This is a genomic window from Paractinoplanes durhamensis, from assembly GCF_016862175.1.
Taxonomy (GTDB): Bacteria; Actinomycetota; Actinomycetes; order Mycobacteriales; family Micromonosporaceae; genus Actinoplanes; species Actinoplanes durhamensis.
The window spans coordinates 137,949-150,511 of record NZ_BOML01000058.1 but is presented as its reverse complement, the minus strand read 5'-3'; the positions used below and the strand labels follow the sequence as shown (position 1 = coordinate 150,511).

The following is a 12,563-nucleotide window of genomic DNA, read 5'->3' as shown; positions in this document are numbered from 1 at the left end:
GGGACTCCTGTAATCTTCTTCGCGGTGGTGTGTCCGAGCGGCCTAAGGAGCACGCCTCGAAAGCGTGTGAGGGTGCAAGCCCTCCAAGGGTTCAAATCCCTTCACCACCGCCATCAAGCCCGGTGGTTCCATCTGGAACCGCCGGGCTTTTTGTTGCTCGATCGGCAATCACTCTCGGTGGTTGAAGATCGTTCATCCGTACGGCCGGACCGCTCCTCGGCCGTTCGGTCGTTCTCCATGATCAGATGTCATGCACGTAACGCAATCGTTTCGGCGTCTAGAGGCCTTCGTCCTCAACTGGATTGATTACTTGGCGTGACGAAGGGGGAACCGCCCTAATACCCTGGGTGTTGCGCAAGTCACGGGGCGAAAATCCACCGGATCAGACAATGCGGTTCCAACCGGCTGGCGAGAAGTTTTCACAAGATTGCCCTACGCCGATGCCTCTCGATTGTCCTAGATTTGACATGTGAGAGTTGAGCATCACTGGTGGAATGGTGACGTCCGGATCGCACGCCGTGACGTCTATGTACGCACCGACGGCGCCATGTGGGAAGTCGAAGCTCAGATGGGCGGCCCTCAGGGCAAGTCGAAGGTGCAACAGTGTCCAGGCAAGGCTTCCGCCCTGATCCTGGCAGACGCGTGGCGTGGTCCACGCTGGCAGTGGCGCGAGATCTGACGCGCCTTGGGCCGGCTGTGCCGCTCGCTTGACACCACAGGCCAGCCGATTTTCCGACGGGCCGGACCTCGAAAGAGGTCCGGCCCGTTCGTGTTCCCGGGCCCGGTCGGACCTCTTGTCCGACGGCAATCAGCCGGGTGGATCTAGCGTTTTGTCCTATGCGGGCCACTGTTACCGATCATCGCTGCGACGTCGCGGTGCTGCATCTGGCGGGCGAGCTGGACTCCGAGACTTCGGAGAAACTCCGCGCCACGCTGGCTGATCTCCTGGAACGTCCGGTGCCGCGAATAGTTGTCGACCTGACCGATCTGAAATTCTGCGACTCGGTCGGGCTCAGCACATTCATCACCAGTAAGCAGCTGATCACAGCGCGTGGCGGTTGGCTCAGTTTCGCCGGCGCGAATCCGTTCCTGGTCCAGTTGCTGGAGACAGTCGGCCTGAGCCGATATTTCGCGATTTTCCCGGAGGTCGACGATGCGATCGCCGCATCCCAGCTCTGAGGCTCCAGCTCTGACCTCAGCAACGAAGAAGGCCGGACCCGACGGGTCCGGCCTTTCGCATGCTGGCTTGCTGGCGGAGGATACGAGATTCGAACTCGTGAGGGTTTTATCCCAACACGCTTTCCAAGCGTGCGCCCTAGGCCACTAGGCGAATCCTCCGTCGGCCAGGATACAGACATCCGGCGGCCGGGTTGCGTGCGGGTCCGCGCGCGCGAGTGATCCGGGGTTAGGTAGGCTTCGGAACAGCCCCTCGTGCGGCGTGCATCTCGTGAACCTCCCCAGGGCCGGAAGGCAGCAAGGATAAGCGGGCTCTGACGGGTGCACGGGGGGTCCTTCGTTTCCACCCTTCCGCGACTTTGTTCTTGTCGTACCCACGACGGACAATGGCGCCGTCGTTGAGGAGGGGTAGGAGTGACACTCGCTCTGTACCGCAAGTACCGGCCACGGACCTTCGCCGAGGTCATCGGCCAGGAGCACGTCACCGAGCCGTTGTCGCAGGCACTGCGCAGTGGCCGGTTGCACCACGCCTATCTGTTCTCCGGCCCGCGCGGCTGCGGCAAGACGTCCAGCGCCCGCATCCTGGCCCGGTCGCTCAACTGCGAGCAGGGCCCCACGCCGGAGCCGTGCGGGGTGTGCATCTCGTGCCGTTCGCTCACCAACGACGGCGCCGGCTCGATCGACGTCATCGAGATCGACGCGGCCTCGCACGGTGGCGTCGACGATGCGCGTGAGCTGCGGGAGAAGGCGTTCTTCGCGCCCGCCAACAGCCGTTACAAGATCTACGTCATCGACGAGGCGCACATGGTCTCGTCGGCCGGCTTCAACGCGCTGCTCAAGCTGGTCGAGGAGCCCCCGGAGTACGTGAAGTTCATCTTCGCGACGACGGAGCCGGAGAAGGTGCTCGGCACCATCCGCTCGCGCACCCATCACTACCCGTTCCGGCTGATCCCGCCGGCCGTGCTCCGGCCCTACCTTCAGCAGCTCACCGAGGCCGAGGGCGTGCACGTCGAGCCGGCCGTGCTCCCGCTGGTGGTCCGGGCCGGCGGCGGTTCGGCGCGGGACACGCTGTCGGTGCTCGACCAGCTGATCGCCGGCGCCGGCCCCGACGGGGTCAGCTACACCCGCGCGGTCGCCCTGCTCGGCGTCACCGACGTCGCCCTGATCGACGAGATGTGCGACGCCCTGGCCGCCGGTGACGGCGCCGCCGCCTACCAGACGATCGACCGGGTCGCCGAGGCCGGCCACGACCCGCGCCGCTTCGCCTCCGACCTGCTCGAGCGCTTCCGCGACCTGATCATCCTGCAGCAGGTGCCCGACGCGGTCAGCAAGGGCCTGATCGACGGGCCGGCCGATCAGCTGGAGGCGATGAGCGCGCAGGCCAACCGGCTCGGGCCGGCCACCCTCTCGCGCTGCGCCGACATCGTGCACAACGGCCTGGTGGAGATGCGTGGCACCACCGCGCCGCGCCTGCTGCTCGAGCTGGTCACGGCGCGGATGCTGCTGCCGGGGGCCGAGGATTCGACCGGGGCGCTGCTGCAGCGGCTGGAGCGCATGGAGCGGCGGCTCACCCTCGGCGGTGACGCTCCTCTTCCCGCTGTCGCTGCGGGGCCGGTCGCGCCGGTTTCGGCTGCGCCGGTTTCCGCTGCGCCTGCGGTTGCCGCTGATCCGCCGGGCGAGGCGGGTGGCCGCGGTGGGCTTTCGGCGGCGCGAGCTGCGGCCGCGGCGGCCAGCCGGAAGTCACCGACGGCCACCGCTGGTCGTCGGCCGGCCGTGCCGGGCGGCGGTGCTTCCGCCCCGGCCGCATCGGCTGCACCGGCTGCTGCACCGGAGGCGGCTCGCCCGGTCGAGGAAGCCCCGGCGGCGCCTGTTGCCCCGACGGTGCCGGCTCCGACGGGTGTTTCTCCCCCGGCGGCGGCTACCGCTTCCGCGTCGGCGGCCGGGGCGACCCCGGGCGGTGCGTCGACAGCCGATCCTGAGTACTACGACGACGAACCGCCGTGGGACGACGAGCCTGAGCCTTATGAGAGCGAGTCGGCGCGCGCGGAACGCGTCGAGCCCGCGAATGCGCCTGCCGCCACACCGGCGCCTGCCGCCACGCCCGATCCGGCACCCGCCGCCGCTCCTGCTCCCGTCGCTGCTCCGGCTCCCCAGCCCGAGCGCTCACGCCGCGTTGAGCCCGAGGGTGTGCTGCCGGACACGCCGGAGGAGCCGGGTGCGGCTGCCGTCGCGGATGTTCCCGGTCAGCTGACCGCCGCGTCGGTGCGTGAGCGGTGGTCCGAGATCGTTGGTGCGATCCGCCGGCAGAACAAACGCCTGGCCGCCCTGCTGATCGATGCGGTCGTGCGCGACTTCGACGGCCGGACCCTGGTACTGACCTTCCGCTCCACGCGGCTTGCCGAGATGGCCGGGCAGAATGCGCCCGAGGTGTCCCGCGCGCTGTACGAGGAGCTCGGCGAACGCTGGGACGTCCGCTGCGAGACGGCCGGCGAGGGCGGTGCCGTCCCGGTGGCTCCGGCCCCGCGCGGTGGCTCCACCCGGAACGGTTCGGCCGCCCGCGAGCCCGCCCGCAACGAAGCCCCGGAGCGGGCCGGCGTTCGCCCCGGCCGGCCGGCTCCGATCGCGCCCGGTGCCCAGCAGCCGCAGGCTGCGGCGGCCCGCCCGGCCCAGACCCGCCGCCAGGAGACCGAGTCGCCGTCCGGCGGCGACGACGACGGCTGGCCGGAGCCGGCCAAACCGGGCGGCTCGGCGACCTCGACGGCTCCACCGGCCGCCGAGGCGGTCGACGACGAAGAGGATTGGCCGGAGGTCCGCGCAGTCGGCGGCGACCGGTCGGCAGCGGAGCCCCTGGCGGGCGCTCCCTCAGCAGCGGTCGCCCGTGATGCCGGCGGCGCCTCTGATGCAGCCGGAAGCGTCAATGCGGGAGATGACGCCGGTCCGGCGACCTCCGCTCACGGTGAGACCGGCCCTCCGCCGTCGGCGACCGGCGCGACTGGCGGGGCCGGCGCGACTGGCGGGGCCGGCGCGGCCGGCTCAGCGCCGGCCGGCTCGGCGGACCTTCATCCGAGTGATTCGGCGTCCGCGGCCGGCTCGAACGGCTCAGCTCCAGCGGCCGGTCCGAGCGGATCGGCGTCGAGCGGCGGGCTGGGTAACTCGGCCACGGTGGCCGGCCCGAGTGGATCGGTCCCCGACGGCTCGGCTTCGGCGGCCCGCCCGAGCAGCCCAGCCGCCCCAGCCGCCCCGGCCCGCCCCGACAAGGCTGCCCCGGCGGCCCGTCCAGCCGCGGCGGAGGCGCCGCGAGGCGGGCTGGCGGCGGCGCGGGCCGCGGCCGCTGCTGCGGCCGCCCGGCAGGCCAACGGAGGGCGCGCCGCGACCCCGCCGGCCGCGGCCGCGAACAGCCCGTGGGCCGACGGCTCGCCCGCCGAGGAAGCGCCCTACGACCCGGAGTACGACGGTCCGCCCAAGGCCGGCGGTTCGGCGAAGAGCGGTGGCCCGGGGAAGGCCGGTGGCCGGCCGAGCTACGAGGGCTTCGATGAGGGCGACGAGCCGCTCGACGATGTGCTCGACGAGAAGACGGCCCGCGAAAGTGGCGAACAACAGGCCATGAGACTCCTGCAGGAACTCCTCGGCGCGGAAAAGATCGGCGAGAGCTGAGCGCTGGCGGGGCGGCGGCCCGTGGGTGGCGTGTGGCCGGTGTGGGCGGTGGGGCGGTTACGCTGGGCGGCGATCGGCGCGATTGGCGTTGGCCGCCGGGTTGGGTATCGATAAGGCTCGAGACCCGGTGACTTCTACTTCGAGGAGCGGTGGCAATGCGGCCCGGTGGACAGCCGAACATGCAGAATCTGATGGCCCAGGCGCAGAAGATGCAGCAGCTGGCGGCTGCGGCCGAGGCCGATCTGGCCGCCGCCGAGCTGACCGGTAACGCCGGCGGCGGGCTGGTCACCGTGGTGCTGACCGGGCTCGGTGAGGTCAAGTCGGTGCGGATCGACCCGAAGGCCGTCGACCCGGAGGACATCGAGTCGCTGGAAGACCTCGTGACCGCCGCCTTCCGGAACGCCGCGGAGGCGCAGCGGGAGCTCGCCGAGGAGAAGCGCGGCGCGGTCACCGGCGGCCTCGACCTCGGCATGCTGGGGTTCTGAGCCGGTGTACGAAGGCGCCATCCAGGACCTGATCGACGAGCTGGGCCGACTCCCGGGCGTGGGCCCGAAGAGTGCCCAGCGGATCGCCTTCCACGTCCTCTCGGCCGACCCGGCCGACGTCAACCGGCTCGCCACCGCCCTGCGGAAGGTGAAGGAGCTGGTTCGCTTCTGCACGACCTGCTTCAACGTGGCCGAGTCGGAGCAGTGCCGGGTCTGCCGGGACCCTCGCCGCACCAATGAGGTGCTCTGCGTGGTGGAGGAACCCAAGGACGTGGTCGCGGTCGAGCGGACCGGTGAGTTCCGCGGGCGCTATCACGTGCTGGGCGGGGCGATCAATCCGCTCGAGGGCATCGGGCCGGACAATCTGCGCATCCGCGAGCTGCTTCTGCGGGTGGGCACCGGCGAGGTCAAGGAGTTGATTCTCGCCACAGACCCGAACACGGAAGGTGAGGCGACGGCCACCTACCTCGGTCTGATGATCAAACCGATGGGGATCTCGGTCACCCGTTTGGCAAGTGGTCTTCCGGTGGGTGGCGACCTCGAATATGCCGATGAGATCACTCTCGGTCGTGCATTCGAGGGACGCAGAGCTATTTAGATCGACGCCGCGTAACTTGCCTGTAACGCCACGCATGGGATTTAGTCCGGATTAACTAGATCCGAGCCGTCTGACGCGGTAGTTTCCGTTTGGTCGGTGCCATAGGTCACAGCCACATCACGAGGGAGACACGGAACCATCCGTGTGCGGTCGGTTAACTTGACCGAGGCACCGCATTAGGTGAATGTTCCTTGCGATGGCGGCACCCCCGCCGTCGAGTGCCTTCGTGGCGCGGGCTCATCTGACCGCCGCGACGAGGGTCGGCACTCGAGGCACGAGACAACCGATCGGTTGCCGGACGCTGCGGGAGCCATCGCCTTCGGCCCGCCCCTCGCTGGCGCGCTGCTGGCTGTGAGCTGCCCGCTTTGCGCCGGTCACCGGGAGAGGACCGGCGCTAGATGTCGCTTGGCCCGGAGACGTCGCTCCATGATGAGTCGACGCCCACCGCCGACGCGGCTCAGGAGCGAGACACAAGCGAGAAAGCGATCGCCGGTCGGTCGCTGAAGCAGATCGCTTGGCGACGCCTCAAGAAAGACCGCGTCGCGGTCGGCGGCGGCATCGTCATCCTCGTCCTGATCGCGATCGCGATTCTCGCCCCGCTGCTGATCAAGTTGCTCGGGCACCCGTTCGACGAGTACCACAACGACAAGATCGACCCGACCCTCAGCCTGCCGCTCGGCAAGCTCGGTGGCATCTCGAAGGACTTCCTCCTCGGGGTTGAGCCGGTCAACGGTCGCGACATCTTCAGTCGCATCGTCTACGGCGCACAGACCACGCTGACCGTCGCCTTCCTGTCGGCCTTCCTGTCGACGATTCTCGGCGTGCTGTTCGGCATGAGCGCCGGCTTCCTCGGCGGCTGGGTCGACTCGGTGATCAGCCGGATCATGGACTTCCTGCTGGCCTTCCCGCAGTTGCTGTTCTCGATCGCGCTGGTGTCGGTGCTGCCGCAGTCGATGCTCGGGTTCAATACCCGATGGTCCCGAACGATCGTGCTGATCGTGGTGATCGGCTTCTTCGGCTGGCCGTACATCGGTCGCATCGTTCGTGGTCAGACTCTTTCGCTGCGTGAGCGCGAGTTCGTGGAGGCGTCGCGGAGCCTGGGCGCACGGTCGCCGCGGATCCTGTTCCGCGAGATGCTGCCCAACCTGGCGGCGCCGATCCTCGTCTACACGACCCTGATCATTCCTACCAACATCCTCACCGAGGCGGCCCTGAGCTTCCTCGGCGTCGGCATCCCGCCGCCCTACCCATCCTGGGGTGGCATGCTCTCGGACGCGCTTCAGTTCTATCGGTATGACCCGATGTTCATGATCATCCCGGGCGCGATGATCTTCATTACCGTGCTGGCGTTCAACCTGTTCGGCGACGGTCTGCGCGATGCACTCGATCCGAAGGCCCGCTGAGCAGTCGAAGCTGTTCCATCGCATGAATCTCGGCGACTCCCGCAGGTCGCCGTTCAAGAAGGTAGGAGTTTAGGTGGCAGGCAAGACGAAGGTGATGTTGGCCGCGACGGCCGCACTCACATTGGGGCTGACCGCCGCATGCGGTGGCGGTTCCGACGACAACAAGAGCGACGACAGTTCCTCGGGCACCGGTGCGGCGTTCAACGCGTCGGCGACCAAGGTCGTCAACGCCAGCGACAAGAAGGGCGGCACCCTCAACCTGTGGAGCCCCCAGGACGCTGACTCGTTCGACCCGGCGATCTCGTACTACGCCTGGACGATCAACATGAACCGGCTCTACAGCCGGACCCTGATGACCTACACGCCGAAGCCCGGCGCCGACGGCCTCATCCTCACCCCGGACCTGGCCTCGGCCGCGCCGGAGGTCAGCGCGGACGGCAAGACCTACACCTTCAAGCTGAAGAGCGGTCTGAAGTTCGACGACGGTGCCGCGATCACCTCGAAGGACATCAAGTACGGCATCGAGCGCATCTTCGCTCAGGACGTCGTCCCCGGCGGCCCGCTGTACCTGACCGACGAGCTGGACCAGGGCCAGAAGTACCCCGGCCCGTACAAGGACACCGACCCGAACAAGCTGGGTCTGAAGACCGTCGAGACGCCGGACGACTCGACGATCATCTTCAAGCTGGCGAACGCCAACGCGAACTTCCCGTACGAGCTGGCCCTGCCGGGCGGCGCCCCGGTTCCGCAGAAGCGGGACACCGGCGCCAAGTACGGCCTGGCCCCGGCCTCCTCGGGTCCGTACAAGTTCGAGAGCATCGAGCCGGGCAAGGGCGCGACCCTGGTGCGCAACACCAACTGGGACGCCTCGACCGACACGGTCCGCAAGGCCCTGCCGGACAAGATCACCCTCACGATCACCACGAACGCTGAGGACATGGACTCCCGCCTGCTGGCCGGCACGGCCGACATGGACGCGAGCCAGAGCGGTGTGGCCACCCAGGCCCGCACCCAGATCCTGACCGACGAGAAGCTCAAGGCGAACGCGGCGAACCCGAACAACGGCTTCATCCGCTACGCCGCGATCTCGCAGAACGTCGCGCCGTTCAACAACATCGAGTGCCGCAAGGCGGTCGTCTACGCGTCCGACCCGACCACGCTGCAGACCGCCCGTGGCGGCCCGGTGGCCGGTGGCGACATCGCGACCAACATGCTGCCCCCGAACATCCTCGGTGCCGACAAGAGCTACGACCCGTACGGTCGGGCCCAGGGCAAGCCGCAGGCCGACAAGGCCAAGGAAGCGCTGACCGCCTGTGGCCAGCCGAACGGCTTCGCGACCAAGATCGCGGTCCGGAACAACAAGCCGGCCGAGATCGCGACCGCGACCGCCCTCCAGGCGGCGCTGAAGGCCGTGAACATCAACGCGACGATCGAGCAGTACGACGGCTCGCAGATCGCCACCGTTGTCGGCTCGCCGAACAACGTGCACAAGAAGGGCTACGGCATCATGATCGCCGGCTGGGGTGCTGACTTCCCCACCGGCTACGGATACCTCGCCCCGCTGGCGTCGAGCAAGTTCCTCGTCGCGAACGGCAACTACAACCTCCCCGAGATCAAGGACCAGGCGATCGACGACCTGTTCGCCAAGGGTCTCGCGGAGAAGGACGCCACCGCGGCCGGCACCGACTACCAGGAAGCCAACAAGAAGGTCATGGACGGCTTCTACTACCTGCCGTTCGTGTTCGACAAGGCGCTCAACTACTACAACCCGCGGCTGACGAACGTGTACTTCCACTCTGGCCTGGCCATGGTGGACTTCGCGTCCCTCGGCGTCAGCGACGGTAAGTAATTCCATTCCGCTCGCTGTAGCACCGTTGGGTAAATCGAAGGGCAGGTGAAGGCCGCCCCCGCCGAGCGGGTGCCGGGTTCGCAAGGACTCGGCACCCGCACGGTATCCGGCCGAAAGTCGTGGTGGCATACCTCATCCGGCGGCTGATCAACGCCGTTGTGACTCTGCTTGTGGTCACGCTCGTGACTTTCGGCGTCTTCTTCCTCGTGCCGAAGGCCACCGGCAGTGACCCGGCATTGCTTTATATCGGCAAGCAGGCCGACCCGGTCGCGGTCGAGGGCATCCGGACGAAGCTCGGGCTCAACGACCCGATCATCGTGCAGTACTGGAAGTTCTTGAAGGGCATCGTGGCCGGCCGCGACTACGCCAACGGCCCGGACATCACGCACTGCTCGGCGCCCTGCCTCGGGTACACCTTCAAGACCAACCAGGAGGTGTGGCCGATCCTGATCCACGCCCTCCCGGTCACCGTCTCCCTCGCGATCGGCGCCGCCATCATCTGGGTGCTGATGGGCGTGATCTTCGGCGTGATCTCCGCGCTGCGGCGTGGATCGATCTGGGACCGGTCGGTGATGACGATCGCGCTGGCCGGCGTCTCGCTGCCGATCTACTTCACCGGTCTGCTCGCGCTGACCATCTTCGTGTACGGCCTGGAATGGTTGCCGAACGCGGATTACACCCCGTTCTTCGACAATCCAGTTAAATGGTTCACCGGTCTGCTCATGCCATGGGTGACGCTGGCGTTCCTGTTCGCCGCCACCTATGCCCGACTGACCCGAGCCAACATGCTCGAGACCCTCGGCGAGGACTACATTCGCACCGCCCGGGCCAAGGGCTTGAAGGAGCGTACGGTCATCGGCAAGCACGGCCTCCGCTCCGGCCTGACCCCCCTGGTCACCGTCTTCGGTCTTGACCTCGGCGCGCTGCTCGGCGGCGCGATCCTCACCGAGGCGGTCTTCAATCTGCGCGGCCTCGGCTACTGGGCGCTGAACGGCATTCGCACCAACGACCTGCCGACCATCCTCGGTGTGACCCTGTTCGCCGCGTTCTTCATCGTCATCATGAACTTGATCGTCGACCTGCTCTACGGCGTCATCGACCCGCGCGTGCGGCTGGGCTGAGGGGGCCACCAAATGTCAAAGGAGCGGCCATACCTCGAGGTCAAAGACCTCACCATTCGCTTCGAGACCGACGACGGCATCGTCCAGGCGGTCTCCGGCTCGTCGTTCACCCTGGAGAAGGGGCAGACCCTCGGCATCGTGGGCGAGTCCGGCTCCGGCAAGAGCGTCACCTCGCTCGGCGTCCTGGGCCTGCACCGCACCCGCAGCAACGCCAAGGTCACCGGCGAGATCTGGCTCGACGACGAAGAGCTGATCACCGCGACCGACGAGAAGGTTCGTCTGCTGCGCGGCGGCAAGATGGCGATGATCTTCCAGGACCCGCTGAGCGCCATGCACCCGTACTTCACGGTCGGGTCGCAGATCGTCGAGGCCTACCGGGTGCACCACCCCGGGGTGAACAAGAAGGTGGCCCGCGAGCGGGCGATCGACATGCTCGCCCGGGTGGGCATCCCGCAGCCGGAGCGGCGTTTCCACGACTACGCCCACCAGTTCTCGGGCGGCATGCGGCAGCGCGCGATGATCGCGATGGCCCTGGTCAACGACCCGCAGCTGCTGATCGCGGACGAGCCCACCACGGCGCTCGACGTGACCGTGCAGGCGCAGATCCTCGACCTGATCCGGGACCTGCAGGAGGAGTTCGGCTCGGCGGTCATCATGATCACCCATGACCTGGGTGTGGTGGCCGAGCTCGCCGACGAGGTCCTGGTCATGTACGGCGGAAAGATCATTGAAAAGGGCCCGGCGCTCGACGTGTTCCAGCAGCCGCAGCACCCGTACACCTGGGGTCTGCTCGGCTCGATGCCGCGTCTGGACCGGGACGTCCGCGATCGGCTGACGCCGGTCAAGGGCACCCCGCCCAGCCTGATCAATCTCCCGGACGGCTGCGCCTTCCACCCGCGGTGCCCCTACGCCGGGCGCAACGGCAACCGGTCCTTCACCGACGTGCCCCTGCTGCGCGACGCCGGGCTCGGCGGTCCGCACCTGGTCGCCTGTCACCTGCCCCCGGAAGAACGCACCAAGATCTTCCAGCAGGAAGTTCTGCCGAACCTCTGAGCGGAGGAAGAAAAACAATGAGCGAGAACCTGCTCGAGGTGTCGGGGCTGGAGAAGCACTTCCCGATCACGAAGGGTCTGTTCCGGCGGCAGGTCGGCGCCGTGCGTGCGGTCGACGGGATCGACCTGCAGGTGCGGTCCGGCGAGACGCTGGGTCTGGTGGGCGAGTCCGGTTGTGGCAAGTCCACGACCGGCCGGCTGTTCACCCGGATCCTGGAGCCGACCGCCGGCAAGATCGTCTTCGATGGCAAGGACATCAGCCACAAGTCCTTCTCGCAGATGCGACCGCTGCGCCGCGACGTCCAGATGATCTTCCAGGACCCGTACTCGTCGCTGAACCCGCGGCACACGGTCGGCTCGATCATCGCGGCGCCGCTGCAGATCCAGAGCATTCCCACCCCGCAGGGCCTCAAGAAGGCCGTGCAGGAGCTGTTGGAGCTGGTCGGGCTCAACCCGGAGCACTACAACCGCTATCCGCATGAGTTCTCCGGCGGCCAGCGTCAGCGCATCGGCATCGCCCGCGCGCTGGCCCTGCGCCCCAAGATGATCGTCGCGGACGAGCCGGTGTCGGCGCTGGACGTGTCGATCCAGGCCCAGGTGGTCAACCTGCTCGACGACCTGCAGCGCGAGTTCGACCTGACCTACGTCTTCATCGCCCACGACCTGTCGGTGGTCCGGCACATCTCGGACCGGGTCGCGGTCATGTACCTCGGCAAGGTCGTCGAGATCGCCGAGCGCGACGAGCTGTACAAGAACCCCCGCCACCCCTACACGGTCGCCCTGATGTCGGCGGTCCCGGTGCCGGATCCGGCTCGGCGCGATCGGGCGCAGCGCGAGCGCGTGCTGCTGACCGGCGACGTGCCCAGCCCGATCAACCCGCCGTCCGGTTGCCGCTTCCGCACGCGTTGCTGGAAGGCGCAGGACATCTGCGCGACGGAGGAACCCCCGCTGGTCACCCGCCTGGAGGACCCGGAGTCCCACCAGACGGCGTGTCACTTCCCGATCGTCGAGGACGAGCAGGTGGTGGGTCGGCGTCCGGCCTCAACCCCCGCTTAATTCAATTTCAGAGGTACGCAGCGAATCGCACCCGCCGGACCAGGGCAGCCCCCGGCCCGACGGGTGCGCAAGCTCTCACGACCCGCATGCCAAGCAGCGCGCCTCCGGCGCGTGCTTCCGATAAGCGCTGAACCGGACAACGACCCGCAGACCGAGGTACGCGCAGGTC

9 protein-coding genes, 2 tRNA genes and 1 other RNA gene are annotated in these 12,563 nt (G+C 67.9%); 11 read left to right on the top strand and 1 reads right to left on the bottom strand.

All coding sequences use genetic code 11. The features are described 5' to 3' along the window. The first annotated feature begins 23 nt into the window (after positions 1 to 23). A tRNA-Ser gene (locus Adu01nite_RS36105) sits at positions 24 to 113 on the top strand. 724 nt (positions 114 to 837) lie between these two features. Next, a complete protein-coding gene (locus Adu01nite_RS36100; protein WP_203733787.1) occupies positions 838 to 1,179 on the top strand; it encodes an STAS domain-containing protein in 342 nt (113 codons plus the stop codon). Positions 1,180 to 1,250: 71 nt separating this feature from the next. On the opposite strand, the gene Adu01nite_RS36095 is transcribed toward Adu01nite_RS36100, so the two are convergent. Then, positions 1,251 to 1,338, bottom strand: a tRNA-Ser gene (locus tag Adu01nite_RS36095). Positions 1,339 to 1,420: 82 nt separating this feature from the next. Here Adu01nite_RS36095 and ffs point away from each other — a divergent pair. The 9 genes from ffs (at position 1,421) to Adu01nite_RS36050 (ending at position 12,394) form a co-directional block, all read left to right on the top strand. Beyond that, positions 1,421 to 1,517: signal recognition particle sRNA small type (gene ffs / locus Adu01nite_RS36090), an RNA gene on the top strand. Between the two features lie 73 nt (positions 1,518 to 1,590). Continuing rightward, positions 1,591 to 4,830 (top strand): DNA polymerase III subunit gamma and tau, encoded by a 3,240-nt coding sequence (locus Adu01nite_RS36085; protein ID WP_203733786.1) that lies wholly within the window; start codon positions 1,591 to 1,593, stop codon positions 4,828 to 4,830. Positions 4,831 to 5,009: 179 nt separating this feature from the next. After that, positions 5,010 to 5,315, top strand: coding sequence for a YbaB/EbfC family nucleoid-associated protein (locus Adu01nite_RS36080; protein ID WP_239132974.1), 306 nt, complete (start codon positions 5,010 to 5,012; stop codon positions 5,313 to 5,315). 4 nt (positions 5,316 to 5,319) lie between these two features. Then, positions 5,320 to 5,913 carry a recombination mediator RecR gene (recR, locus tag Adu01nite_RS36075; RefSeq protein ID WP_203733784.1) on the top strand — a complete coding sequence of 198 codons (594 nt, stop codon included), beginning with the start codon at positions 5,320 to 5,322 and terminating at the stop codon, positions 5,911 to 5,913. Positions 5,914 to 6,311: 398 nt separating this feature from the next. Beyond that, on the top strand, positions 6,312 to 7,316 hold the full coding sequence (locus Adu01nite_RS36070) for an ABC transporter permease (RefSeq protein ID WP_203733783.1): 1,005 nt from the start codon (positions 6,312 to 6,314) through the stop codon (positions 7,314 to 7,316). A gap of 73 nt (positions 7,317 to 7,389) precedes the next feature. After that, positions 7,390 to 9,165 carry an ABC transporter substrate-binding protein gene (locus tag Adu01nite_RS36065; protein WP_239132954.1) on the top strand — a complete coding sequence of 592 codons (1,776 nt, stop codon included), beginning with the start codon at positions 7,390 to 7,392 and terminating at the stop codon, positions 9,163 to 9,165. Positions 9,166 to 9,284: 119 nt separating this feature from the next. Beyond that, positions 9,285 to 10,286: an ABC transporter permease gene (locus tag Adu01nite_RS36060; RefSeq protein WP_203733782.1), complete on the top strand. Its 1,002-nt coding sequence runs from the start codon at positions 9,285 to 9,287 to the stop codon at positions 10,284 to 10,286. A 12-nt stretch (positions 10,287 to 10,298) separates the two neighbouring features. After that, a complete protein-coding gene (locus Adu01nite_RS36055) occupies positions 10,299 to 11,339 on the top strand; it encodes an ABC transporter ATP-binding protein (protein ID WP_203733781.1) in 1,041 nt (346 codons plus the stop codon). A gap of 17 nt (positions 11,340 to 11,356) precedes the next feature. Next, entirely contained in the window at positions 11,357 to 12,394 is a 1,038-nt protein-coding gene (locus Adu01nite_RS36050) for an ABC transporter ATP-binding protein (protein ID WP_203733780.1), read from the top strand. Positions 12,395 to 12,563: the final 169 nt, after the last annotated feature.